This window comes from Clostridium neuense, from assembly GCF_045310695.1.
GTDB classification, from domain to species: Bacteria; Bacillota; Clostridia; order Clostridiales; family Clostridiaceae; genus Clostridium_S; species Clostridium_S neuense.
The window spans coordinates 405652-431751 of the sequence record NZ_JBJIAA010000001.1; the positions used below are offsets into that span (position 1 = coordinate 405652).

Annotated in this window: 22 protein-coding genes and 1 riboswitch; of the genes, 2 read left to right on the plus strand and 20 right to left on the minus strand. The window is 30.5% G+C overall.

Annotation, left to right across the window (positions count from 1 at the left end; all coding sequences use genetic code 11):
- Nucleotides 1-70 precede the first annotated feature (70 nt).
- From ACJDT4_RS01765 to cdaA, 15 genes are all read right to left on the minus strand, one after another.
- The gene (locus tag ACJDT4_RS01765) at nt 71-760 is read right to left on the minus strand and encodes a sugar transferase (protein ID WP_406785808.1); all 690 of its coding nucleotides are present in this window, start codon (nt 758-760) and stop codon (nt 71-73) included.
- Nucleotides 761-928: 168 nt separating this feature from the next.
- Nucleotides 929-1693, minus strand: coding sequence for a tyrosine-protein phosphatase (locus ACJDT4_RS01770; RefSeq protein ID WP_406785809.1), 765 nt, complete (start codon nt 1691-1693; stop codon nt 929-931).
- Complete coding sequence (locus tag ACJDT4_RS01775) at nt 1690-2412, minus strand: CpsD/CapB family tyrosine-protein kinase (protein WP_406785810.1); 723 nt, start codon at nt 2410-2412, stop codon at nt 1690-1692. Before ACJDT4_RS01775 ends, ACJDT4_RS01770 begins: the two co-directional genes overlap by 4 nt.
- Nucleotides 2413-2423: 11 nt before the next feature.
- A complete protein-coding gene (locus ACJDT4_RS01780) occupies nt 2424-3122 on the minus strand; it encodes a YveK family protein (RefSeq protein WP_406785811.1) in 699 nt (232 codons plus the stop codon).
- A gap of 159 nt (nt 3123-3281) precedes the next feature.
- A complete protein-coding gene (locus ACJDT4_RS01785) occupies nt 3282-4160 on the minus strand; it encodes an Ig-like domain-containing protein (RefSeq protein ID WP_406785812.1) in 879 nt (292 codons plus the stop codon).
- A gap of 352 nt (nt 4161-4512) precedes the next feature.
- Entirely contained in the window at nt 4513-4731 is a 219-nt protein-coding gene (locus ACJDT4_RS01790) for a M domain protein (protein ID WP_406785813.1), read from the minus strand.
- A 355-nt stretch (nt 4732-5086) separates the two neighbouring features.
- Nucleotides 5087-5467, minus strand: coding sequence for a hypothetical protein (locus tag ACJDT4_RS01795; protein ID WP_406785814.1), 381 nt, complete (start codon nt 5465-5467; stop codon nt 5087-5089).
- A 795-nt stretch (nt 5468-6262) separates the two neighbouring features.
- The gene (locus ACJDT4_RS01800) at nt 6263-9061 is read right to left on the minus strand and encodes a beta strand repeat-containing protein (RefSeq protein ID WP_406785815.1); all 2799 of its coding nucleotides are present in this window, start codon (nt 9059-9061) and stop codon (nt 6263-6265) included.
- A 53-nt stretch (nt 9062-9114) separates the two neighbouring features.
- A complete protein-coding gene (locus ACJDT4_RS01805; protein WP_406785816.1) occupies nt 9115-10446 on the minus strand; it encodes a hypothetical protein in 1332 nt (443 codons plus the stop codon).
- A 724-nt stretch (nt 10447-11170) separates the two neighbouring features.
- Nucleotides 11171-12358 carry an acyltransferase family protein gene (locus ACJDT4_RS01810; protein ID WP_406785817.1) on the minus strand — a complete coding sequence of 396 codons (1188 nt, stop codon included), beginning with the start codon at nt 12356-12358 and terminating at the stop codon, nt 11171-11173.
- A gap of 316 nt (nt 12359-12674) precedes the next feature.
- Nucleotides 12675-13739, minus strand: a complete 1065-nt coding sequence (buk, locus tag ACJDT4_RS01815) for a butyrate kinase (RefSeq protein WP_406785818.1) — start codon at nt 13737-13739, stop codon at nt 12675-12677.
- A gap of 24 nt (nt 13740-13763) precedes the next feature.
- Nucleotides 13764-14669 carry a phosphate butyryltransferase gene (gene ptb, locus ACJDT4_RS01820; protein WP_406785819.1) on the minus strand — a complete coding sequence of 302 codons (906 nt, stop codon included), beginning with the start codon at nt 14667-14669 and terminating at the stop codon, nt 13764-13766.
- A gap of 115 nt (nt 14670-14784) precedes the next feature.
- On the minus strand, nt 14785-16437 hold the full coding sequence (locus tag ACJDT4_RS01825) for an NAD(P)/FAD-dependent oxidoreductase (protein ID WP_406785820.1): 1653 nt from the start codon (nt 16435-16437) through the stop codon (nt 14785-14787).
- 96 nt (nt 16438-16533) lie between these two features.
- Nucleotides 16534-17745, minus strand: a complete 1212-nt coding sequence (locus tag ACJDT4_RS01830; protein WP_406785821.1) for a CdaR family protein — start codon at nt 17743-17745, stop codon at nt 16534-16536.
- On the minus strand, nt 17718-18563 hold the full coding sequence (gene cdaA / locus ACJDT4_RS01835) for a diadenylate cyclase CdaA (RefSeq protein WP_406785822.1): 846 nt from the start codon (nt 18561-18563) through the stop codon (nt 17718-17720). The genes ACJDT4_RS01830 and cdaA overlap by 28 nt, the downstream gene beginning before the upstream one ends.
- Nucleotides 18564-18843: 280 nt before the next feature.
- On the opposite strand from cdaA, the gene ACJDT4_RS01840 reads away from it, so the two are divergent.
- Together ACJDT4_RS01840 and ACJDT4_RS01845 are read left to right on the plus strand one after the other, a co-directional pair.
- Nucleotides 18844-19836, plus strand: coding sequence for a hypothetical protein (locus tag ACJDT4_RS01840; protein ID WP_406785823.1), 993 nt, complete (start codon nt 18844-18846; stop codon nt 19834-19836).
- Between the two features lie 51 nt (nt 19837-19887).
- Nucleotides 19888-20008, plus strand: a riboswitch (cyclic di-AMP (ydaO/yuaA leader).
- Between the two features lie 3 nt (nt 20009-20011).
- The gene (locus tag ACJDT4_RS01845) at nt 20012-20587 is read left to right on the plus strand and encodes a cell wall hydrolase (RefSeq protein WP_406785824.1); all 576 of its coding nucleotides are present in this window, start codon (nt 20012-20014) and stop codon (nt 20585-20587) included.
- 53 nt (nt 20588-20640) lie between these two features.
- On the opposite strand, the gene ACJDT4_RS01850 is transcribed toward ACJDT4_RS01845, so the two are convergent.
- The 5 genes from ACJDT4_RS01850 to ptsP form a co-directional block, all read right to left on the minus strand.
- Nucleotides 20641-21501 carry an NAD(P)/FAD-dependent oxidoreductase gene (locus ACJDT4_RS01850; protein WP_406785825.1) on the minus strand — a complete coding sequence of 287 codons (861 nt, stop codon included), beginning with the start codon at nt 21499-21501 and terminating at the stop codon, nt 20641-20643.
- Between the two features lie 15 nt (nt 21502-21516).
- Nucleotides 21517-21834, minus strand: a complete 318-nt coding sequence (trxA, locus tag ACJDT4_RS01855; RefSeq protein ID WP_406785826.1) for a thioredoxin — start codon at nt 21832-21834, stop codon at nt 21517-21519.
- Nucleotides 21835-22145: 311 nt separating this feature from the next.
- Complete coding sequence (locus ACJDT4_RS01860) at nt 22146-22724, minus strand: 5' nucleotidase, NT5C type (protein ID WP_406785827.1); 579 nt, start codon at nt 22722-22724, stop codon at nt 22146-22148.
- 77 nt (nt 22725-22801) lie between these two features.
- On the minus strand, nt 22802-24019 hold the full coding sequence (locus tag ACJDT4_RS01865) for a tetratricopeptide repeat protein (RefSeq protein WP_406785828.1): 1218 nt from the start codon (nt 24017-24019) through the stop codon (nt 22802-22804).
- Nucleotides 24020-24252: 233 nt separating this feature from the next.
- Nucleotides 24253-25881 (minus strand): phosphoenolpyruvate--protein phosphotransferase, encoded by a 1629-nt coding sequence (gene ptsP / locus ACJDT4_RS01870; protein ID WP_406785829.1) that lies wholly within the window; start codon nt 25879-25881, stop codon nt 24253-24255.
- Nucleotides 25882-26100: the final 219 nt, after the last annotated feature.

Below are 26100 nucleotides of genomic sequence, written 5' to 3' on the forward strand. Positions count from 1 at the left end.
CTACTAACTCTTATAATTATCAACTGTCAACAACCAACTATCCACTCTCAATTGTCAACTCTCAACTGTTCTATCTTGCATGCTCGTCCCCAAATAAAACAAAAAACGTCTTAAATATGAGCTTTAAATCAAGTAAAGTATTTCTATCTTTTATGTATTTTATATCAAGCTTCATCCATTCTTCAAAACCAATATCATTTCTACCCATTACCTGCCAATAGCAAGTTAGACCAGGTTTTACCATGAACTTTTGTTTTTGCCAATTATTAAACTTTGCCACTTCTTCAGGCAAATTAGGTCTTGGCCCAACAAGAGACATCTCACCCTTTAACACATTAAAAAGCTGTGGAAGTTCATCTATACTTGTCTTTCTTATAAACTTGCCTACACTTGTAACCCTTGGATCTTCTTTCATCTTAAACATAGGACCAGACATTTCATTTTTATTTTTAAGCTCACATAATAAATCTTCAGCATTTACTACCATAGATCTAAATTTATACATTTTAAAAATCTTCCCGTGTTTTCCCACTCTTTCCTGAGAAAAAATAACTGGACCTTTTGAATTTATTTTTATAGCAATGGAAATTATAAGCATAAGGGGACTTAAAAAAGTTATTCCTAAAACCGAACAAATGATATCAACAAATCTTTTTATAAAATAATATGTAAAACTACAATTATAGTTAATATACTCTTCATGTGAATCCTTCTTTTTGCTGCTATAGTTTTCCTCTACTTCCAATTCCATATTTTGCATCTTACCCCCCCTAAGCTTAGATAATATTATAATTATCCTTTTATAATTATATCACAACCCCAATTTACTTTAAAGGTTACAGCCACATTACCATTAATTTCATAACAAAATATACTAATATAATAAGAAAGTTTTCCAGCTAAATTCAAATGGAAAACTATAAAATAATTACCAAAACGGAAATAACTTTTTTCTCTTTTTTATTAATTCCATTTTTATATTTAACTTTTCATTATTTATTAAAGATAAAGAGTTTTTATTAATGCTACTATAAATCCCTTCATCAATATTTTTAATTTGTTCAAGTGCTTCTCTTATCTTGGGACATCTTCTGCCAGTTGTATGGGCATCCGAGCCAATAAAATTACAAATGCCGTTTTTAATTAAATTTTCAGCAGTCTTCTTTACTTCTTTGCCAAAGCCTCCTGTTATACTTGTACTTGTTATTTGAAATAAACAGCCTTCTTTAATAAAATCGTTTATTTCCGTGTTATCTTTAATAACAAATTCGTAGCGTTCAGGATGGGCTATAATTGGTACCACATCCAAAAGCTTCAGCTCATATATATTATCCATTAAATCCCTTGGCCTTACCCCAACAAGAGAGGTTTCTACAAGCATATATCTACTATTATTTATTGTACCTATTGTCCCAGACTTATATAAATCCGAAGAATATTTATCCAAAAATATCTCTTGCCCGGGCAATATTTTTATATCTATATCCGCTTCTATTGCAAGTTCATTTAAATTTTTTATATGATTTTGAATATCACTGAAATTACACTCGTATCTATTCCTATAAAAATGAGGAGTAGCTATTAAAATTTTTGTACCATCCTGATGAGCAATTTTAAGCATTTCAAGTGAGGTTTCAACATCCTTTGAGCCATCATCCACAGCTGGAATAATATGAGAATGTATATCTATCATTTTGCTTTCTTCCTTTTTTTCTTTTTACTTCCATCATCATCGGCATAATAATATCCATAACCGTAACCATAACCTTTTCCATAACCATAGCCAGACTTAGTCTTTGTTTTTGTAAGCACAACTCCAACTATGTTTGCTTTTACATTCACAAGAAGTTCCTTTGCCTTCACTGCCGCATCCTTATCTGATTGTCCTGATGCTACAACAAGAAGCACTCCATTTATAAAAGTTGATAATATTTGTGCATCCGTTACAGCTATTACAGGTGGCGCATCAACAAGCACACAATCATAATCAGCCTCACACTGCTTTATAAATGACTTCATCTTATTTGAAGATATCATTTCAGCTGGATTAGGAGGTATTGTTCCAGAAGGTATTATACTTAAACTATCGTTATATTTTACAACAACCTCTTCAAGGGTTGCTTCACCTACAAGATAATCCGACAAACCTATCTTATTTGATATAGAAAATTTCTTATGAACAGACGGCTTTCTAAGGTCACAATCTATTAAAATAACCCTTTTTCCTGCTTGAGCCATGGTAAAAGCAATATTTCCTATTGTTGTACTTTTACCTTCGGATGGACCAGAGCTCGTTACAAGTATGCTTTTCAAATCATTATCGAAGGATGAAAATTGTATATTAGTTCTAAGCGTTCTGTACGCTTCAGTTACAGGTGATTTTGGTTCATTTTCTACTATAAAAACAGACATTAATTATCCCCCTATTCCTGCATATCTGGCTGATCTGGTATTATACCTATAACCGGAAGTTCCAAATATTTATTTACGTCATTTTCAGATTTTATTGTATTGTCCATATATTCAAGCACAAAAGCTAGTCCAATTGATACAAACAAACCCAAAACAAATGCTATTGCTATGTTGAGCACCTTTTTAGGCTTTATTGGTGCTTTAGGTACATCTGCCTTATTCATTACAGACAACTGCACTCCAGAGGTTGGGAATATTTCCTTAGACTTATCTATAAAAGTATCTGTAAGTGAATCTGCGATTTTATAGGCTTCTTCAGCATTTTTATCTGTTATGCTTATGTCCATTATCTGAGTTCCCTGCTGACTTGAAGCATTTATCATTTTTCCAAGCTGATCCTCTGTTAAATTTAAATCTGCCTTTTCTATTGTTGCCTTTAAAATAGGCTTTGATTTAACTATCTCTATGTAAGTTTTCATTAAATTTTGATACATCGTAACATCATTGTTATCTAGCTTTTCGTTCTTATCCTGCTGTGGTCTTCCAACTATTATGCTTGTATTAGCTTGGTATGTTGGCTTTATCACAAAAAAACTAAGCAAAGCTGAAACTATGACAGCCGCTATAGTTATTAAGCATATCATCTTTTTTCTTTTAATTATAATATAAAAGAAGTCTTTCAAGTCCAATGTCATTTCCTGTTCTTCCAAAAAGTTTCCCTCCCACATGTTTAGGCATAAGTAAAAATGCAAAATATAAACTGCATATTTTATTGCTAATTTGTATATTATACCTTTAATATAATACTACATAATCCTCAATACTTTCAATGAATTTTTTGTAATATCTTAGTGAATTCTCATGTTTTATTAAAGCATTGCTTTTGCTTCAAGTAATTCATCCAGCGAAAAATTACTAAGCATTATACCTTCCAAATCATTTTGCTGTGCAGTTGTAAGTGCATGCCAAGCATCCTTTGCTGGTTGTGAATTTAAAGTACTAGATGGATTTGCTATTTTAGCATCTACAGCTGTCTTTAAAACTACTATTACATTTCTCTCATTACTATCTGATATTTTTGCTTCTACATTTCCAAGATCAGTACTAAATTGTTTCAAAAAAGCTATATCAGCAACAATAATATTAACTGCAACTTTATAATTAGTATTCTTTAAAGTTCCACTAAGATTTATAGTTCCTGCTTTTGAAATGTCACTTTGCGATAGATTGTCCCAAGTTATATCAAAAGATTTTGTTGTTCCATCTGTTAAAAGTGCATTTATGCTGCCTGGAAGAGTAGGCATAGTCCCTACAGCTGTATTTATATCTTTTATAGCATCAGTGCTTTTTATAGCTGCTGTGGTAAAATCAAGCTTAGCATCTTGTGCAAGATTTTTTCCATTTAAGTTAACAATTTTGCTGCTGACTGTAACAGTATAATTTTTATTAACATCATAACCATTTGAAGGTGCAGCTATTTGAAGAGATTTTTTATCGCTATTTAAGGTTACTGCTGCATTTACATAAGTATTTGTATCATCATCGAGAACCTTAACATTGTCTCCAATAGTTTTTTCATCAACCTCATTACTAAATTTAACCGTCCAAGTTTTATTTAAAGCTACATTTGTCCTGGCCGAAAAGGTTTTAACAGCTTGACTTACATCTGCTGCTTTAATCTTAAATGAATTTAAATTTAAAATTGCAAACGCAAGAGCTGCTGTTGCAATAACTTTATTAATCTTCATAATATATCACCATCCCACAATAATTTTATCATAGAGTGCAGTAATTAACAATTAATTCTTATTATTAATTCCCTGTATATAACCCTATATCTTATTATATAATGAAAAACATTCCAAATAAAAATTAATTATAAAAAAATAAGTACTAAATTAATGTACTTACTTAACAGTTGAGAGTTGACAATGGAGAGTTGATAGTTATTTGTTGACAGTTTTTTAGTTTTGCAGTTAACAGTTTATTTATAATACTATTAGCCTTAACTCAAATTTAAAATCAGCAACTAAATAATTCTCATTCTAATTTTAAGTAATCTAAAACAAGCATCAGACTAATGTATTTACTTAATAATTTTCATTTTATTGATCTACTTTTATTAATCACATCGCCGATTTTATTAATTACGCCCTCACTATGTGCAACTTTGAGGTTAAGGTTATCTATTTCAGCTTTATGAGTATTATTACTATGTTCAATTGACCTCACTATAGAATATATTTCATTCTGCCTTTTATCTAAGCTATCCAATTTATTTAACATTAATTCAAACATTTGTTTTGTTTCTTTATCCAATTATTTCACCGCCCTTAACAGTTGAAAGTTAACAATTGATAGTTGATAGTTATTTGTTGACAGTTTTTTAGTTTTGCAGTTAACAGTTTATTTATAATACTACTAGCCTTAACTCAAATTTAAAATCAGCAACTAAATAAATTTCATTATAACTTTAAGTAACCTAATTTTATCATTAAATTTATGGCACTTCAAGATACAAAAATTAACAGTTGAGAATTGACAATGAAGAGTGGATAGTTATTTGTTACAATCAATTAGTTTTGTAGTTATCCGTCAACACATAATACCTATAAATTCAACTGATAACTGCCAACTAAAAAACTCTCAACCTCCAACTATCCACTGTCCCCTGTCAACTCTCAACTGTAATGTTTGCCACGTTTTTGTTCTTTTTTACAGCCTGAACATTTATTTTCATACCTTTATAAGTCTTTTTAAGCTCATCAGCATACTTTTGTGCTAATGCTTTAGCATCCTTATCACTGACATTATTCTTAAGCATAATAGCCCCACATACCATACCATTCTGCAAATAAATTTGTCCATCTAAAACCTCTTTTTCGCTTTTTAAGTCTTTAGTGTAATTTTTATCCTGTACAATCTTTCTAGGATCTTTAACAGGCTTTACAGCTTCATGTTTTCCTTTTGCATTTCCACAACCAGCCAGCATACCTATAATTAATATGCTTATAATTAAAAAATTTATAATTTTTAATAATTTATTTTTTCTCAAAACTATTACCTCCTCAATTTCTTGTTATATCCTTTCATTATATAGTTGTAAAATTAACTTAATAAGCTTTTTATGCAACTTCTACTTGTTCTAAGCTAGAAAATAAAGTAATTTATCCAAAAGCACATTATAAATTAATATTTTAATTTATCAAAGTACCTAAATTTCTAATTTTTGATTAAAGCTTTCCTTTTTCACTAACAGATATTTAAGCAAATTTCTCTAAATAATTTAATATTATCTATTGTGAATCCCAATTACTAAAGAATGCAATTCTTTATAAGTAACTTTAATCTTATACTTCACCAATAAAATCTCAGTTACTAAATCTCTAATTCATATTTTTTTGTAGCTGACTGATATTCTCTTCCATTATATTTGTTTAAATAATTATAAACAATGGCTCTTTATTTAGCAATATTCAGCTAGTTATAGTATATCACAATTACTGTTCTACCTCTCTTTAAGAAATATTCTTCTTAATAAATACAGAATTTAATTCACCACTCTTCTACCTTTATCTTAAGAACTATTTGTTAATTTTTTAATACAAGTGGCTTATCTGATATATTTAAATTAACAAACTCGATTTTATACAACACGCATATTTATCAAGCTTATTATAAAAATCCAACATATTTGCTTTATCGAAGTTAAAAACAAAATAACTTTCTAGTTTTCATTAACATTTCTCCAATAACCAAATCTTAGTTTTGATTTATAATAACCATTATTAAGTTTTAAATATAAAAAGCATTTTAGATAAAAAAAAGAGGGATAACCCCTCTTTTTCTATTAGTGTAGATTAGTTATTGTTATTGTTCCATCAGTTTCATTTCCTGAGGCATCAATCATAGTAACTGGTATTGTTAATGTACTACTTGCACCAGCTAAACCTTTTAACTGAGCTTCAGTAACAGATGCACCATTAACACCAGTATTAGTTAAACCAACTAACTGTGAAAGGTTAATTTTTGCATAACCATTACTATCTGTAGTGAAAGTTTGTGCTGGAACTACCTTATTATTAAGAGTTAATTTACCTATTGAAACTGTAGATTTTTCACTTGCATCAAATTCAACATCTGACATAGATGCAGTAGCTAAAATTGTTTTTGCATCTATAGTAACATATTTTCCTGATGTAACTGTTGCAGGAGCATTACCATTTAAGTCAGTCGTAGCATCAACAATTAAAGGTGCTACTCCATCTGCAATTGTGCTTATTGTATTTCCAGCATCTGGTGCAGTATATGAACCACCATTAATAGTAGCAAAAGCACCAGCAGCTAACTTAACACTAAGTTTAGTTGAATCTGTTCCTAAATCTACATAACCATTAGTTGCATCATTACCAGACACTGTAAGTGTAACAAGGGCACCATAAGTTCCATCGCTAAATGTCTTATTTGCATATGATGCATTAGTAAGTTTAACACTCTTACCTGCAGCATCGGATCTTGTAATAGTTATATTATCCTTGTATACTCCTGAAAGAGGTTGTTTTACTACAAATGTTATTGTTGTGTTAGAAGTTGCAGTAAATGAATCAGTTTTAACATCAGCAATTGATACACCATCTGCTGTCATTGTATTTTTAGAAGGACTAGATTCATATGATAAATTTTGAAGTAAGTTGCCATATGAATCTCTAACAGAACCAACTATCAAAGAATCACTAGCAGATAACGTTGTTCCTGTTGCAAATGTTGTTCCTGTTGCAAATGTAATTATAGCAACAGAATTGTTATTTGTAGCTGTTATTGTAGCTGTTGAAGGTAATGCTTTTCCATCAAATTGATAGTTTGTTGGATCAAGTATAGAACCTGTACCAGAAACAGCCATTGCTTTATCAAAGTATACTAACACTTTGTTTGCAGTTTTATTATAAGTTACTTTATTAACTCCTGGATTGCTAGTATTAAGAACTGTTATTGTATATGACTTAGAATCCATTGCATTAGCTACTGGATAAGTACTATCAGTAATTCCGCCAATAGTCAATGTATAAGTTCCTGCTGGCAATGATCCAACTCCAATTTCGTAATATCCCTTTGTAGTTGTAAGATCTGATATTGAAAGTGGATGTCCAGAAGCATCAAAATATCCTGAAGGTGAAGTAACAACATTTCCTGAACTATCTTTCAATGTATATTTTGTACCATCTAAACCATTAGAAATATTATTTTTGCTATATGTTACATCAATAGCTCCTGCATCTTTATTGAATACTACATTAGTTGCTGTAGGCTTTGTAGTATCTGTTGAAAGTACTCCAGTAACGCTTGTACTTGTAAATTTATTTCCCCATCCATCTAAAATATATGATGTTGAATTAGTTGTTATATCAGCATCGTTATTTACATAGAATGTAGTTGTTCCAGCTGGTAAAGCTGTTCCAAATGTAACATCATATACATCTGCATATTGTGTTCCATTTATTGAAAATTGTGTTGCAGCTGAATCAACTGCTGTTGTTTTTGCCAAATTATCATGAACATTATTATAGCCCCAATAAAAATCAGCACCATTTAAAGCTACTGGTTTGCTAAATTTAAACTGTACAGTAGTTGAGTTTGCACTAGCCAATTTAACGCTTGCTACACTTACAGTTGGAGCAGTTGCATCATATACTGCATTTACAGTAAGAGTAGTATTAGCTACTTTATAACCATTATAAGCAGCAGGCAATGTACCAGTTGTTGAAGGTGATACTACTAATGAATGTGGTCCTGCTGGCAAAGATGTTCCTAAATCTAATATTACACTATCGTCTGATGGATTTGAAGTAACTGAAGCTACAGAATAAGCTCCGTTATCTATCAAATAATCAGTAGTATTAGTTGTTTTTATAGGTGCAGAAAATGTAACTTTAACTTCTGTTGGGCTAATTAAAGTTGCACTAGTTGCTTGTGGAAATGCATTATCAGCTACTGTAAATGCAGTTGCTGCAGAGTTGTTTAAGAAGTTACCATTTGTATCTTTAACTCCATTTACTGATAATGTATTAGAACTTTGATTAGTTAATCCATCTCCAGCTACTGTTATAACAACTGATTTACCATCAGCTTGCAATTTAGCTATATCAGAATTATTCACTAATGCTGCTCCATTAATTGTGTAATTTGTAACTGTTTCAGCTGTTGTTTTATCAACTGTATTATTAAATGTTACTTTTACTTGTTTTACATTAAGAGAAGTTACAGAACTTACAGCTAAATTTGTTACTACTGGTGGAACTGGATCTGGTACAACTGGTGTATCAGCTATTGCTTTAGCGAAAGCAGTTGTTACAGTTGCGCCAGAAGCATTTCTATCAGTAGCATAATTATCTGATAAAGTTTTATAATTGTAGTACTTTCCACCATATTCATAAACAAGCTGACTTGGATGATTCATTGATGCATCTATTAAAGCATTCAATGTAGCATCCTTTGAAGTATAATCAGAATTTGAGAAAGTTGTAAGTGGTGTTGTTGATGTATCATAGAAATCTCTATTTGCAGCTTTTACAGGTGTAGTAACTGCTACAGCTAATAATGAAGCTAAAGCTGGAACTGAAAGAACTGCTAACATTTTTTTATTCTTATTCATTAAAAATTCCCTCCTTGAGTTTTGGTTATATAAGATTATTTTTATTAATTAACTTATTTTGCAGTAACTTGATTTCCTTGTGCATCTACAAGTACTATTGATGTTGGTTCATCATCCAATACTAATCTTACTGTAGTTGCATCTGGTGCACTAAATTTAGCTTCTTTTCCATTTATAAGAACTTTGCTTACTAAACTTGAATCATTTACTGTTACTTGTTGTACTCCCATAAATGGGTTGAAGTCAGCTACTTTTGTAACTGTTAATGTTTTTGTTGTTGGAGTACTACCACCCTTTGCAGTAACTTGGTTACCATCTTTATCTACAAGTACTATTGTTGTTGGTTCATTGTCTAATACCATTCTTACTGTAGTTGCATCTGGTGCACTAAATTTAGTTTCTTTTCCATCTACAAGAACTTTGCTTACTAAGCTTGAATCATTTACTGTTATTTGTTGTACTCCCATGAATGGGTTGAAATCAGCTACTTTTGTAACTGTCAACTTTGATTGAACTGGAGCAGCAGCAACTGTAACAGTTGATATAGCCCATCCATCTCTTGCTCCGCCTTTATTAACTTTTGCTTCAGACCAAGCAATTACTTCATAAGTTCCTGCTTCTGCTGGAGTCCAATCAACACTTGACTGGAATGAATCATTTAAAAATGTATAATTTTTAATATCTGAACCATCTGTTCCAGATTTTCTAACTATGAATTTGTATTTAGCTCCATCTTTTTGTGAAGCAAATCCTTTGAATGTTGTTTTTTGACCTGCTACGAGAGTACCAGGAGTAAACATAAAGTCTCCACTCATAACATCATCATATTTTTGTTTATCACTACTGCTCTTAACTTGTAATTTTGCTGAAGTTGCTACATCAAATTTTTGTTCTGTACCTGTGCTGCCAGCAACGCCACTTCCATCAATTTTAAGACCATTGCTCTTTGCTCCATCAGTGTTTGCTACTTTAGCATATACAGCTATAATGTAGTTTCCTTGTTTAAAAGAAAATCCATCTACTAAAGGTATTGTGTATAGTGAATTGTTACCATCTGTAGCTTCTGCGTATCCTGGCTTACCATCTGCGCCTTTTGATACAACCTGCCATTTTGCATTTGGATCTGATACTTGTTTAACCCACATCTCATATTGTACTTGTCCATTATAAGCTGTAGATACTACACAACTATCCCTATCTCCATCAAATGCTAGTGATTTTTGTGCAAAGAAATAACTAAAACTTTGAACTGTACTACTAATTGGTGCAGTTGCAACTACTGGTGTTGCTGAAGTTGTTGCAGCCTTTGCTGGTTTAACAGCTACTATTGAAGATGAAACCAAAGCTGCTGTTAAAACTAAACCTAATGTCTTTTTGAAATTCATTTACAAATCCCTCCTACTTATTAATGTAAATAACTAAATTAAATATAAATAAAAAGTTAATATCTGCAAAACTAAGCAGCAAATATTATCTTAGTTTAAACTACTATTAAATCTCACATATATGTAATATAATTGTTCCATTAAAGCTAAATCTTATATTACATTAATGCAGCTTTCCAGTTTTACCACATTAGTATACACTACTTGTACATATTTTTCAATAAAAAATCAAATTTGTATACATATATTTCACATTTCAAGATTATTACTATATAAATCAAAACACTACACTTTAATGATTATATATCTTTTCACATAAAATATCAACATAAGTTTGGTATTACATCCTGTCATATCCATGGATATTGGACTTTTTTCTATTGTCTTATAATTATATAATAATATAGATTTTTCAGCAATTGTTTACTTTTATATTTTAGCCTTAATTTTTTATAACTAATTATAATTTTTATATCATTACCTTTAAAGTTATCGTACATATTATCACTTAGTTTATAAGCTCTTAAGCACTTTTCTCCTAGTAATTTATGCTGTCACAGGTAAACTTTGAACATCAAACAATTTTTTTACCATCCTGCGGTAAAGTCTTAACTTTAGTGCATACATTTGCCAAAAAATTTCTCACTAAAATTAAGTCATGCATAAGTATTATCATGAATCTTAGAAATTTATCATGGAATATTTAAAAATAAAATCACTTAAATTATTTATTAGCATCAGCATTTATATTTCGTTCTACCACAAAAGTAGATTTGAAAAACTTCTTATACACATAAGAAGATAATTTAACACCACCCAAATCAATATACTTATGAATAAAATACGAAATGAGCATTATTAATGGCACTGATAATGCAAACGTAATAATAAATGCAACATGATAATTTAAAAAGCGTAATAATTTCATAAATACAAATCCTGAAAATGAGCAAAGCACTATCAAATGAGAGAGATACATAGGAAATGATATTTGACCAAGAAAATAAAATAGCTTGCTTGAAAATAATTTTTTTAAGCTTTGCAAGTTTAATAATGCTAGCATAATGAAAAATGCACCTGTTATATGGTAAAACATAATTGAATCTGCGAAGTTAATAGTCATAAATTTATAAATCGTTCCATCTGTAGAAACAAGAGGATACGAACCCAGAAATATTCCGATAATAAGAAAAATTATACCCAAAAGTCGGCTATTTAATATTTTAATATGCTTATAATTATTATATAAATCACTTAAAATCATTCCTAAAATAAAAGCCAAATAGTATGTTTTAATAAATAGCAAAACAATTATTATGTAAAAAATATATCTGTTCCTAAGTCTACCTAATATAGCTGCTATGGAATATACCAAAAATGAACCTAAAAATTCGTAAGTCATAGTCCATAGACTTACATAATATGAATATTGATTTTTAATAAATACACCATATGTTGCCTGCTTAATCATTCCTAAAAAACTTGGTTTAAATGTCCAGCACTGAGACACACTATTAACTGCTAATGTAGTTTTTGCTACAGTACTATTATTAAACAGTGACAACTTCATAAAAATATATGCTACACTCATCGTGAACAATATTGGCACCATCAATCTTATATATCTTTTTGAAGCACCCGAAATAATATACTCATAATCATGTGTCAAAAAAAACTTATAAGTTAAAACATATCCACTTAATATAAAAAATATACATACTGATAAGTTGCCATCATATAATATATTAAATATTGTTTTAGATAATTTTAACTCTATAAGTCCACTAGTATGACTATATTTTCCTAACGTACTAAATAAAGCAGGATAAAATGCAAGCATAAAATGATCTACAATAACTATAAATGCTGCTAATCCCCTTAACCCATCAAGATACTTAATTTTACTTTTCAAACTAACACCCCTAAAAATTCCAACCTATACAAATAATTTTTCTAACCTAAATATAGTATGGTGAAATCAGGCAAAAAAAATTACTTTTCTTTGTATGTATAATTTAGCACCACATATGTATTGAAAAAGCGAATTGTAATAATATAAAAGGAGAATGTGATTGAACCTTTTTTGCATATCAAAATATGCCAAAATCAAGCATACTATTATTTATATATAAAACTTTATTGATTGCAAAATTATAATTAATCACATTCTCCTATAAATAGGTTTAAAATATATTCACTACATAACAAAGTAGATTTATTTTCATAAATTAGTATTGTTTAGCCTTTTCTTCTCCTCTTAAAACTCTAAGTCCACCTTCGGCAAGAGCTAAAAGTTCATCTTCACCACCGTATTGTACTACAGGAGCTATAAATTTAACCCTATCTGTTATTGCTTTGCATACATGCTCATTATAAGCAATTCCACCAGTTAAAAGTATTGCATCTACTTGTCCACTCAAAACTGCTGCACATTTTCCTATTTCTTTTGCAACTTGATATGTAAATGCTTCATATATAAGTTTGCAATCTTTATCTCCTTCAAGAGCTTTGTCTACTACAGCTTTAAAGTCAAGAGTGTTTAAATATCCAACAACTCCACCTTTACCATTTATCTTTTTCATAACTTCTTCATAAGTGTACTTTCCGCTGAAGCACATTTTTACAAGATCTCCTATTGGAACTCCACCGCTTCTTTCTGGTGAGAATGGTCCCTCTCCATCAAGTCCATTGTTTACATCAACAACTACTCCCTTTTGATGTGTTCCAACTGTTGTTCCGCCGCCCATGTGAGCTACTATAAGGTTTAAATCCTCATACTTTTTGCCATTTTCTTTTGCATATCTTCTTGCTACAGCTTTTTGATTTAATGCATGGAAAATACTTTTTCTTGGAATGTCTGGCATACCAGATACTCTTGCAACATCGCTTAATTCATCAACAACTATAGGATCTACTATATATGCTGGAATGTCTAAGCTTTTTCCTATTTCTTTTGCTATTATTCCTGCAAGATTTGCTGCATGCTGTCCTTGAACTCCTATTTTAAGATCATTTATCATAGCATCGTTAACTTCATAAGTTCCGCTTACTAAAGGCTTTAACATTCCGCCTCTTCCAACTATTCCGTTTAAAGTTTTTATATCTATGTTGGCTTCTTTTAAAGCATCAAGTATAACATCTTTTCTAAACTCAAATTGATCAAAAATTGTCTTGTATTTACCTATTTCCTCTGCTGAATGTCTTAAAGTTTTTTCAAATACTTCTTTTTCATCGTCATATACGCCTATCTTTGTTGATGTTGATCCAGGATTTATAATTAATAATCTATACATTATTTTCCCTCCAAGCCTAACTAATTATTTGTGGCTAGCAACAAGTGCTGCAAGTGCTATTGAATACATTTTAGTTTCATGACTATCTGCTCTTGAAGTAAGTACAACTGGTGCTGCTGTTCCAACAAGAAGACATCCATTTTTAGAATGAGTTGTATAAGTTAAAGTCTTGTACATAACATTTCCTGTTTCTATATTAGGCATCAAAAGTATATCTGCTTTTCCTGCTACAGGTCCAGTAACTTTTTTATGTTGTGCTGCTTCTTCTGATAATGCTATATCAAGTGCTAAAGGTCCATCAACTATGCAGCCCTTTATCTGTCCTCTGTCGCTCATTTTTGCAAGCATTGCTGCATCAAGTGTTGCTGGCATATTTGGATTTACAACTTCAACTGCACAAACTGGTGCAACCTTTGGCTGTTCTATTCCAACTGCGTGTGCTACTTTAACTGCATTGTTTATTATTTGAACCTTGTCTTTTAATTCAGGATACATGTTGAAAGCAACATCTGTTAAGAACAATAATCTGTCAAAAGCTTCTGTTTCAAATATTGCTACGTGTGACATTAATTTTCCTGTTCTAAGTCCAACTTCTTTGTTAAGTACTGATCTTAAGAAAGTAGCTGTATCAACAAGTCCTTTCATAACCATATCTGCTTTTTTACTTGATACCAATTCTACTGCTTTAAGAGCAGCTTTTTTTACGTCTGGTTCATCAACTATTTCATATTGTTTTATGTCCATTCCTATTTTTAAAGCTATAGATACTATTTCGTCATGATTTCCTACAAGTATTGCATCTGCAATTCCATTATCCTTTGCATCTTTTACTGCTCTAAGTACTGCCTCATCCTGTGCTACTGCTACTGCTACTTTTTTCATTTCATTTTGCTTTACTTTTTCGATAATTTCATTAAAACTTTTAATCATTAAGCTCTCTCCTCTTTTTCGTTATAATTTGTATATTGAAATAAAATTGTATGCATATTATCGTTTATATATATTTTAACAAACTTTTTCATGAAAGCTTGTTTTTTCAGAAAATTCAGTGCATTGTATATTTTGCCATTAAACTTTCTGCAACTTTAATGCCATCAACAGCTGCTGATATTATACCTCCTGCAAAGCCCGCTCCTTCTCCTGCTGGATAAAGTCCTTTAAGAGAAATGCTTTCAAGCTCAGAATTTCTGCATACTTTAACTGGTGCAGAAGTTCTTGTTTCTATGCCTGTCATAATAGCATTATTATCCATAAAACCTGTTATTTTTTTATCAAAATTCTCTAATCCCTCTTTTAGCGAAGCTATTACATAAGTTGGTAAGCATTCCTTAAGATTAGAAAATGTATAGCCTGGTTTATAGGTTGGAGTAACTGAGCCTAATTTAGTGCTTTTCTTATCCTTCATAAAATCTCCAACAAGTTGAATTGGAGCACAGTAGTTTTTACCACCAGCTATATATGCTAGATGCTCATAATATCTTTGAAACTCCATTCCCCAAAGAGGATAGTTATCTTTACTAAAATCCTTTAAGCTTGGCATATAACTTTTATATAATTCAATTTCACTTTTAAAGTCTTCCTCATTAACTGAAACCACAAGAGCAGAATTTGCATTTTCTTTATCTCTTTTATAATTGCTCATACCATTTGTAACAAGCCTTTCATTTTCCGATGCTGCAGCTACAACCTCTCCACCTGGGCACATACAAAAGCTGTAAACTCCACGTTTTGTTTCCCTTGTCGTATATGCAAGTCTATAATCTGCTGCCCTAAGTCTTGGATGATCCTTATATTTTCCATATTGATTTTCATTTATAAGCTCCTGCTTATGCTCTATTCTTACGCCTATTGCAAAAGGCTTAGTTTCCATAACTATTTGATTTTTATAAAGCATTTCATAAGTATCTCTAGAGCTGTGACCTATGGCCATTATTAAACATTCACAGGGAATTTCTTCTCCATTTACAACTACAGCTTGAAGCTTACCGTTTTTTATTATTAAATCCTGTAGCTTACTTTTAAATAAAATTTCGCCTCCAAGACTTATGATTTTCTCTCTTATGTTTTTAACAACTTCTTTTAATATATCTGTTCCTATATGTGGTTTTCCAACATAGGCTATCTCCTCTGGTGCTCCGTTTTTTACAAATTCATCTACTACAATACTGCATCTATAATCCTTTATTCTTGTCGTAAGCTTTCCATCTGAAAAGGTTCCAGCTCCCCCTTCTCCAAACTGAACATTGGATTCTGTATTTAAGCTTCCCTTCTCCCAAAAGGTGTTAACAGTCTTGGTTCTTTCTTCTACCCTCTCGCCTCTTTCTATTACAAGCGGCGAATACCCATTTTGAGCTAAAGTCAAAGCTGCGAACATTCCAGCAGGGCCCATGCCAACGATAATAGGTCTATGCTTTAGTTTTTCATTTCCAAATTTAAAAGGTTCCTCTGCAATTTCTTTTTCTTTGATTACATCTCTATCATGTATTTTCTTTAATATTTTATCTTCATTTTCGCAGTTAACTTCCACTGTGTAATTAAATTTTATTGCATCCTTACGCCTTGCATCTATAGATTCCCTAAGTATCTTTAGGCGTTTGATATCCTTCTCTGAAATTTTAAGCTTTTTGGCTGCCTTTCTATTTACAGCTTCAATTTCTTCATCTATATCTATGTTTATATTGCTTATTCTTAAACTCAACCTTTATGCTCCTCTCTTAAAAACTACATATAAGTTTCAAACTGAATGAAATATAGAGTAAAGTTATAGTAATTTTCTACAACTCTACTCTTGGCTCTATTTCTTACTTATAGTAACAGTAACCTTATCTGGAGTTTGTGATACTTTTTTTACCCCCTCCGGCAGTGTTATATTTACCGGCAAATCATGTGTACCTTCCTTTAAGTTACTTAAATCTACAACTGCTTTTACTGAATCACTACTAATATTAGTTCCTCCAGAGACAACTACTGTTATGGTAGAAGGTTTTATTTCAGCCTTCAAGCTTTGATCTAGATTAGTCGAACCTATATTTACACTAAGCGTTGTATTCGTATTTGTCGGATTATTAGCAGCTTGTTCTGTTGTTATCTTTATAGTTACCGTACTGCTTCCTACAAGTCGTACATTTTTAGGGACATTTAATTTAGCCTTTACTTCTGTATCCCCTGTTATGCTGCTTAAATCAACCTCTTCTGTATCTATACTATTTATATCTGCAAGTTCGCTTTCACTTCCTATTACATCTACATAGTTTTGCTCAGGATAAACAGATTTTATACTTATTTTCGATGAAGGCTGCCCTTTAGTCTTTACATTTACAGCCACACTTTTAGCTTTTCTTATAGGTACACTGACATTTATGGTGCCAGGCTGTACCTTAACATCACTTATAAGATTCCCCTTAGCATCAACTGGCTGAGGTACAACCTTAAGCTCCGCATCACTGGTTAAATTGCTTACATTTACATTAACCTCTACATGATCTACTAACTGTATATTTTTTGCCGGACCACTTACAGTTACATTTCTTGGATTAACGGTAGCATCTGATGAGTAAAGCCCTATTTGAGGTCTGCCTTGTATGTTTGTAGTTACAGGAACAGTTTTTTGTGTGTACTCATCTAAATTAATATCAACCCATAAACTATCTGTCTGCACCACATTTATATTATCAGGATATTTTTCAATTTTTACAGGTATTCTGTTATCACCCTTCTTTAAAGCATAAGAGCTTAAATCTGCAACTAATTTAAAATCACTGGCCTTAACTGAATATACATCCATTGCATTGCCTTTTATTGTTAGATTTATATTAAAGTTTTGATTTGGTGAAAGGACAAGATTATTTTGTTTGAGCAAATCCTGATTCAAAACTTGTACCGTAACATTTTTAATCTTATATGTTTTTATAGGATTTTCATAATTATTTATATAAAGCCATAGACAAAAAGAAGCTATTAAACAGGCTATTCTTATAACTATTTGTTTTTTCCCGCTTTTCTCCATCTTTTCACCTTCTCCTTTAAAGCCGTTTTTCTGCTATATCTAATCCTTATTATCCTCATTAATATAGCTTTTAATTTTTCCTTACTATAATCTCTAGTTAATTTCCCATTTATAGCAAGAGATATGTTTCCAGTTTCCTCAGATACTATTATTACAAGTCCATCTGAGTTTTCCGATATGCCAATTCCTGCTCTATGTCTTGTTCCAAGCTTTTTATTTAAATCATTATTTGAAGTAAGTGGTAAAAAACATCCCGCTGCTGCTATTCTGCCATTTCTTATTATAGTAGCTCCATCATGTAAAGGTGTATTTACAACAAATATATTTTCTAAAAGTGCCGCCGAAACTATTGCATCTATCTTTGTTCCTGTACTTATTATATCCTCTAATCCAGTTTTTTGCTCTATTATAATAAGTGCTCCAGTTTTTTGTTCTGATAGGTTCCCAACACTGTTTACAATTTCATTTATTATCTTTTCATATTCTGCTTCATTTTCAAGTATATGATTTTCATTAAAAGCACTTCTGCCTAATTGTTCAAGTGCTCTCCTTATCTCAGGCTGAAATATAATGATTATAGAAAGAACACCTATTGTTATTGTTCTTTGCAATATCCAATTTAACATTGTAAGGTGCAAAAAATCGCTTATTGGAATTAAAAGTATAATTAAAAGTATTCCTTTTAAAAGCTGTACTGCTCTTGTTTCTTTTATAAGCATGTAACCTTTATAAAAAATGTATGATACCACGATAATATCCAGCACAGACCAAATTGTCATTCCTTTGATTGCGCTGTTTGCAATATGCATAAACTCCATATTTTCACCTCCTGTTCTTAATTTTTTTAACTTAATTGTAAAAAACATGATTGAACAAGCCTTAAAAAGTTCAGTAAATTCATATATATAATTATACACTACGTAAAGTTATTATAGTATAGCGAAATTATTATTTAAAATACCTTTTACAATTTTGCATTACCTTTTTCATATAATTCACAATCTTTTCCATAAAGTGTAATGCAAAAATTTATTCTTCATATAATCTTACTATAGGAGAATGTAAAAAATATAGATAAGCATTTAGGGAGGAATTATTATGAATATCAAGTCCATAAAACCAAAAACTCTTTTGTACATACTGCCTATCCTTGCAATAGTATTCTTAACAATTTTTATAGTTTATAGTCTATTTAATGTAAATAAGTATACCTCTAGTGAAAAAGCAATAGAAGGGATAACAAAGGAAATAACAAAGTTAAATGAGGCATCCTCAAACTTAAATTCAAAGGAACTAGATTCAAAGCAAACCGGAAAAGATATAGGAAAAATATCAGCTTCATTAACTGCAGAAGCTAATAAATTATCCAAGCTAAGCATAAATGATAAATATAAAATGGTAGTTTCCGATTTAAAGAACGGAATTAAAAACAACATTTTATTGTACAAGCAGCTTCAGTCCTGTGTAAACAATCCAGATGCTCCAGATATAGATACTGCAATGACATCACTTAATACTTACAGAGATTTATCCACAAAATATTATTCTAAAATTACAATAAACAATAAAAAGTTTTCTCTTCCCTCTGCTACTTTAAAATTTATAGATGCCTTTCAAACTTACTTTAGCGTAAGAAAAAGAACAAAAATTGATAAAAGCTTCCAAGCCTCAATGAGTAGTGATTTTGATATCACTATGGATAATGTGTGTGATCAATTTAAGCTTATAATGACCGATTTTTCTGACTATGCTACTAAGGCGAGAAAAAAGATAATAAGTTATGATTATGCTTTTGATAAAATAAGTAAAAACGATGCTGAATTTGTAAATTTAAAAAATAATTTTCAAAACATATCTGTTCCTTCAGGTAGACTTGAATCCTATAAAGCTTTTAACTTAGTTTTAAATGATTATATTTCTTATATGAATTATTTTACTTCTGCATTAAACTATGAGGCAAACTTAAAAGACAATGATTCGGCTTCCTATAAAGTAAATGATATATATAGTCAGTCTAAAGATGCTTTTAAAAAAGTTGATACAGACTATAAAAACTTTGAAAAAAAATACATTTCAGAAAAAAACAAATAAATTTTCTTTATTTTATTTTAACTCATGAATTATTTTTATGTTTTTGTGCATAATATCAATAGCCTAAGTTTAACAAAAACGGGGAAACCAAGTTTTGGGGTGAATCACATTTATGTGTAGGTTATGCCTTTACCGAACCCGTCAGCTAACCTCGTAAATAAAAGGAGGAAATTTAATGAAAAAAACTTTTTGGGCTATTGTTGTATTTATTCTTGTGGGAAGTTTTATATTTTCAAATCCCGTAAAAGCATTTTCACCAATTAAGGAGGGTTCAAAAGAGTATAAACTTTTACAATTTAAAAACAATACTAATGCAAAAAATTTGTATGATGAAAAGGTTGATGCAGTACAGGTTTTTAACTTTAACGGTCAATCAATTTACATTACAAATAAAGATGTAGACTTAATGGCTAAAGTTGTATACGCTGAAAGCTGCTCTGAACCTTATGAAGGTAAAGTTGCAGTTGCATCTGTAATTTTAAACAGACTTCAAAATCCGGAGTTTCCAAAATCGGTTACAGATGTTGTTAAACAAAAGTATGCTTTTTCCTGCGTCAAGGATGGAGACATTCCAGTAACACCAACCAAAGAATGTTACTCCGCAGTATTTGATGCTTTATCAGGAAAAGATCCTACTCCAAAAGCAATTTACTTCTATAACCCACAGTTATCAACATCCTCATGGATGAATAATATAAAAAAGTATAATGTAAAAATTATAGGCAAACATGTATTTTTTGTAGTACCTTAAAATACATTAAAGAGTAGTGTTTAGAAGTTCATTCTTAACTCTACTCTTTAATTTTACTCTCTATTCTGGTTTAAATATTCTACTGCATTAAGCGCAGCAACTTGACCTTCACCAGCTGCCTTCATATATTGATAAGGCCTTCCAGTGCAATCTCCTGCCGCATAACATCCTTGAATGTTAGTTTCCATTTTTCTGTTAACCTTAATATGCTTATCTTCCATTTCAAGTCCTGGGACAAGTTGTTCCGGAGGAGCACTATCCTTTAATACAAAAACTCCATCAGTAGCTATCTCTGTAGATCTCAAAATTAGCTTTTCAACTTTATTCTGTCCTATAATTTCAACAGGAGAATCCTTTACAAGCTCTATATTTGAGTTAAGCTGATATTCATCCTTATACATAGGAACATAATATACTTTAGATGCAATTTCACTTACATAGTTAGCTTCACTTTCAGCTTCCTTATTATAGCCTATTATTGCAACAATTTTTTCTTTATAAAGTGGTGCATCACACGTAGCACAGTATCCTACACCTCTTCCAAGAAGTATATCCTCTCCCTTTACTGGTTTTGTATGTTCCATTCCAAGGGCAAGAATTACTGTTTTGGCTTCATAGTTCTCCTTACTTGTCATAATTGAGAAATACTCACCCATAGCGTATATGTTATTGACTTTTTCCGCATTTATAGCTATATCCATTTTATCTATATGCTCTTTAAATTTATTTTTAAGTTCAGTACCTGGTAATCCAAAAAAGCCTAAGTAGTTATTAATTTTAGGTGCTAAAACTAAGCTCTTACTTAAATTATCATTTCCAAAAACTATCGTCTTCTTATTTCTAATTTTTGCATTAATGGCAGCTTCTAATCCTGCTGGTCCACTGCCAATAATAGCTATATCGTACCTATCCATATTGCTATACCAAATTTATATGTGTTTTTCTATTTCACTTATTATTGATTGCTTTGGTCTAAAACCAACAAGTGTATCTACAGGATTTCCGTTTTTAAAGATCATAACTGTTGGTATACTTGCAATTCCAAATTTACTTGCTGTATTTGGATTATCATCTACATTTACTTTTACAAACTTAGCTTTTTCGCTTAATTCTTCAGATGTTTCATCTATAACTGGTCCAAGCATTTTGCAAGGTCCACACCATGGGGCCCAAAAATCAACTACTACTAATTTTTCTGGTTCAGATACTTCACTTTCAAAATTTAAATCTCCTATTTCTTTTACCATAATTTATTCCTCCTTATATACCCCCATAGGGTATGCTCTTATTTATATATTTTACCACTTAATAGTACAAAGTCAATAATTTTTTCCTTAGAGGTTTAACTTATGCTTTTATTATACGGTACAAAGTTAAAGTTATACATGCATCACAAAAAAATTTAATGCACAATTCACAACTAATGAGGATTTTCCTCCATTTCACTACAAAAAATTTTTAAATATAATTTTTGCAGTGTTAACGTAGAAAAATACCTCTTAATTATGCTTTGTGCATTTTATTTTTAAATATATCATATTGCTTTTCACCACAGAAGTTAAATTGCATTTTCAGCCAAAATTAAATTGTTAACTGCATCTTCAATATCAATCCAATCATAAACTCGTATTATATTGTGATGTGATATTTTTCTATTATATGTTGTATCTATCAAAAACACTTTAAACCCTGCATTTGAAAGTTCCTCTGCATTATAAGGATTATCTTCAATAAAGACATCACATTTGAGTTCCTTAGCCTTTTTTACCTTATGATGTGTTCCTAATACAAATAATCTATCAAATTTAATATTTTTTCTATTTAAATAGGAAAAAGTGAGCATTTCAAGAGACTTCTCTCTAGCTGTTACAAAGAATACATTGTTGCTTAAATAAAACTTGTTTATTACATCCCTTGCTTTAAATCTTAATACATCTTTACTGTGATATTTAAATTTGTATTTTTCATAAAATTCATCATAATCACTTTGTGAAATTCCAATAACTTTTGAATACTCATATTGTGTAAAATCTTCATGCCTAACTATTTTATTAAAATGTTCAGCAGTTTTATCAAGCCAGTAATATGGATTGGTCAAGGTTCCATCAATATCAATACAAATATTTAAATTTTTCATATACAACTCTCCTTGTACAAAATTATATTTATATTGATATTATATTATTCTTATATTAAAGCCTCATTAACTTAATGTTAATTTGAAATTATGTTTTTTATTATAGAATTATTGTATATGGAATTTGGATAGCTATTTACAAGATTGCTTGCATAATTCTTAGCCTTTCCCTTATCTATATCTTTATAAATAACAGCAAGCTCATATAAAACAGTTTCTTCATAGCTCCCCGTTTTATAATTCGAATCATACAGTGTATAATATTTTATTGCGTTTTCTATATCACCTGAATTTTTATATGAAGTAGCCATAAAATATATTATATCCTTGTATAAATAATTGCTGCTTCCATAAGCATATGCTTTTAAAAAGTACTTTTCTGCATTTGCATAATCGCTTTTCTTAGCGTAACTACTTGCTGTTCCATAAAAATATGCTACTCCATCATTTTTAAGAATTTCTAAAGCTTTGTTAAGTATAACCTTGTCATTTATCCTAACATCTTTATCTTTAAAATTTTCTTCATAATAATATATTTTTTCATAGTCCTTATTGTTTATTGCATTCTGAAGTTCTGCCTCATCAAACTTAATTTGAGTTTTTACTTCCTTCTTTACTACCTTTTTGTTTTCTTTTTTAACAACCACTTTCTTTGGCTTTTTTAAAGAAACCTTAGGGGTATTTCTTAAATGTCTATTGTATATGTATATACTTCCTAAAACAATTAAAACTACTAACAAGGCTGCAGCTGCTGGTTTAAATAAAAGCCTAAAATTAAAATTTTTCTTTATAGCTCCAATATCCTCTAAATTTCTTTTGGTCTCAAGAGCCTTTTCATTTGTCTTATCTAGTTTTAATACCTTTTCCAAATACCTATTAGCTTTATCATAATCTCCCTGCTTCACAGCACATATGGCAATATTGTTACTTACATTTATAGAATTATAATCACTATTTTCACATCTCTTAAGCAATTCTACAGCTTCATTTATCTTCAATTTTTCTATACATTTTAAAGCTTTTAAAAAATATTGAAATAGCCTTTCATCGTTATCAATCCCTTGAAGATATTTTTCTGCTGCTTTATCTTTATTAACCTTCCAGTTAAGCTGCCATATTTTTTTAGCTTCCTTTAAATCTCCTTTAAGATAAAAGATTAGACCTTTAAGATCCATGGCCGCTTTATTCCGTGCATCCTCAGCTATACTTTTTTCACATACTTCAACTGCCTTATCAATTTTTCCACTTTCAAAAAGTGATAATGCTTTTTTATAAAGTTTATTAGACTTATTCATGTAATCACCCTTGTTCTATGTATAAATTTCACAAAAGATATTTCCCTATGTATTGTTATCGCCACTTTTTCAGTTTACTTCACAATTATACTTTATATTTTTGAAAGTGTCATCTAAAGGTCTTCTATATTTAAAGCTTTTATTGTATTCTAGTAAAAAAATTGGAGCAAACAATATGATTATTGCCTACTCCATTTATATATATATATATTTAGTAATATAATGCAATCATTTTAAGCTTTCATTATTAATTCTTTTGCAGTAAGAATAGATGAAGCACTCATTGAGAACTCATCAAGTCCATATTCAACAAGAGTTGGTATTGCCTTTTCATCTCCAGCCATTTCTCCGCACATTCCACACCATTTTCCTTCTTTATGTGCTGATTCTATAGTCATCTTTATTAACTTTAGAACTGCAGGATGCATTGGATTGTATAAATATGATACTTTTTCATTCATTCTGTCTGCTGCAAGTGTATATTGAATCAAATCATTAGTTCCAATACTAAAGAAATCAACATGCTTTGCAAGTTCTTCTGAATTTACTGCTGCTGCAGGTATTTCAACCATTATTCCTGTTTCAAGGTTTTCATTAAATGATTTTCCTTCTTTAGTAAGCTCATTCATACACTCTTTTAAAACTTCTTTTGCTTCAAGGAATTCCTCAAGTGAAGAAATCATTGGGAACATTATCTTTAAGTTTCCATAAACTGATGCTCTTAAAAGTGCTCTTAATTGAACTTTAAATATATCTTTTCTTCCAAGGCAAAGTCTTATTGCTCTAAAGCCAAGGAATGGATTCATTTCTTCTGGAAGTGGAAGGTATGGTAATTTCTTATCTCCACCTATATCAAGAGTTCTTATAACAACAGGCCTTTTACCCATTTTTTCTACAACATGCTTATATGCTTCAAATTGTTCGTCTTCTGTAGGCATTGATTCTCTATCCATATAAAGAAACTCTGTTCTAAATAATCCTACACCGTCTCCACCGTTTGCTAAAACAGCTTCTACATCTTTAGCCTTTCCTATGTTTCCACAAACCTCTACTCTTTTACCTGCTTTTGTTGTTGTTTCTATACTTATAAGCTTTTTAAGCTCTTCTTGCTTCTTTTCAAATTCTTCTTTTCTAGCAGTGTATTCACTTAAAGTTTTTTCATCTGGATTTATTATAGCTTCTCCTTCAATTCCATCAACTATAACTGTATCTCCATTTTTAACTGAAGAAACTATATCCTTTAAACCAACTATAGCTGGTATTTCTAAAGTTCTAGCCATTATAGCGCTGTGAGAAGTTCTACCGCCTATATTAGTTAAGAATGCAACAACCTTATCTTTGTCAAGCTGTGCAGTGTCTGAAGGTGTCAAATCATTTGCAACCACAATAGTTCCCTTTTCTATATCAGAAAGATCTCCAGAACCATTACCAGTTAAATTGTTAAGTATTCTTCCTCCAACATCCTTTATGTCAGCAACTCTTTCTTTAATATATTCATCTTCTATTCCAGCAAATATAGTCATAAAATTATCGATTACATCGCTTAACGCTTTTTCAGCATTTATTTTTTTATCTTCTATCATAGACTTTGCTTGACCTGCAAATTCAGGATCATCTAGAAGCATTATGTGGCTTTCAAATACTGCCGCTTTATCAGCACCTAAATCCTTTTCTGCTTTTTCTTTTATTTTAATAAGCTGTTTTCTTGAATCTTCTACAGCAGTTTCAAATCTTGCTTTTTCTTCCTCTATATTAGATATTGCTTTTTCAACTATTTCAACTTCTTTATCAGCCTTTATAAAAACATGTCCTATAGCATAACCCTTTGAGGCAGCTATTCCTTTTTTTATATTATTGGGCATTATAAAATTCCTCCTTAGATAGATAGTGTTTCACCTCTTTATATAAGCAAAAACTATGCCAAACTTATTTTAAATTACTTTTGTTAATTTGTTTTTTACACATTAAACCTACATTTAACATGAATAAAAAAATATTCACTTTATTTTATTATTATTATATACAATTTGAATTTAAATATTATAAAATAAATACTTGATAATTTTTATCAATGTTTAAGC

Excerpts from the sequence above, each read along its gene's own strand:
- ACJDT4_RS01765 (WP_406785808.1), bottom strand. The coding sequence starts at position 760 with ATGCAAAATATGGAATTGGAAGTAGAGGAAAACTATAGCAGCAAAAAG.
- ACJDT4_RS01770 (WP_406785809.1), bottom strand. The coding sequence starts at position 1,693 with ATGATAGATATACATTCTCATATTATTCCAGCTGTGGATGATGGCTCA.
- ACJDT4_RS01775 (WP_406785810.1), bottom strand. The coding sequence starts at position 2,412 with ATGTCTGTTTTTATAGTAGAAAATGAACCAAAATCACCTGTAACTGAA.
- ACJDT4_RS01785 (WP_406785812.1), bottom strand. The coding sequence starts at position 4,160 with ATGAAGATTAATAAAGTTATTGCAACAGCAGCTCTTGCGTTTGCAATT.
- ACJDT4_RS01800 (WP_406785815.1), bottom strand. The coding sequence starts at position 9,061 with ATGAATAAGAATAAAAAAATGTTAGCAGTTCTTTCAGTTCCAGCTTTA.
- ACJDT4_RS01805 (WP_406785816.1), bottom strand. The coding sequence starts at position 10,446 with ATGAATTTCAAAAAGACATTAGGTTTAGTTTTAACAGCAGCTTTGGTT.
- buk (WP_406785818.1), bottom strand. The coding sequence starts at position 13,739 with ATGTATAGATTATTAATTATAAATCCTGGATCAACATCAACAAAGATA.
- ptb (WP_406785819.1), bottom strand. The coding sequence starts at position 14,669 with ATGATTAAAAGTTTTAATGAAATTATCGAAAAAGTAAAGCAAAATGAA.
- ACJDT4_RS01830 (WP_406785821.1), bottom strand. The coding sequence starts at position 17,745 with ATGGAGAAAAGCGGGAAAAAACAAATAGTTATAAGAATAGCCTGTTTA.
- cdaA (WP_406785822.1), bottom strand. The coding sequence starts at position 18,563 with ATGGAGTTTATGCATATTGCAAACAGCGCAATCAAAGGAATGACAATT.
- ACJDT4_RS01840 (WP_406785823.1), top strand. The coding sequence starts at position 18,844 with ATGAATATCAAGTCCATAAAACCAAAAACTCTTTTGTACATACTGCCT.
- ACJDT4_RS01845 (WP_406785824.1), top strand. The coding sequence starts at position 20,012 with ATGAAAAAAACTTTTTGGGCTATTGTTGTATTTATTCTTGTGGGAAGT.
- ACJDT4_RS01850 (WP_406785825.1), bottom strand. The coding sequence starts at position 21,501 with ATGGATAGGTACGATATAGCTATTATTGGCAGTGGACCAGCAGGATTA.
- trxA (WP_406785826.1), bottom strand. The coding sequence starts at position 21,834 with ATGGTAAAAGAAATAGGAGATTTAAATTTTGAAAGTGAAGTATCTGAA.
- ACJDT4_RS01860 (WP_406785827.1), bottom strand. The coding sequence starts at position 22,724 with ATGAAAAATTTAAATATTTGTATTGATATTGATGGAACCTTGACCAAT.
- ACJDT4_RS01865 (WP_406785828.1), bottom strand. The coding sequence starts at position 24,019 with ATGAATAAGTCTAATAAACTTTATAAAAAAGCATTATCACTTTTTGAA.
- ptsP (WP_406785829.1), bottom strand. The coding sequence starts at position 25,881 with ATGCCCAATAATATAAAAAAAGGAATAGCTGCCTCAAAGGGTTATGCT.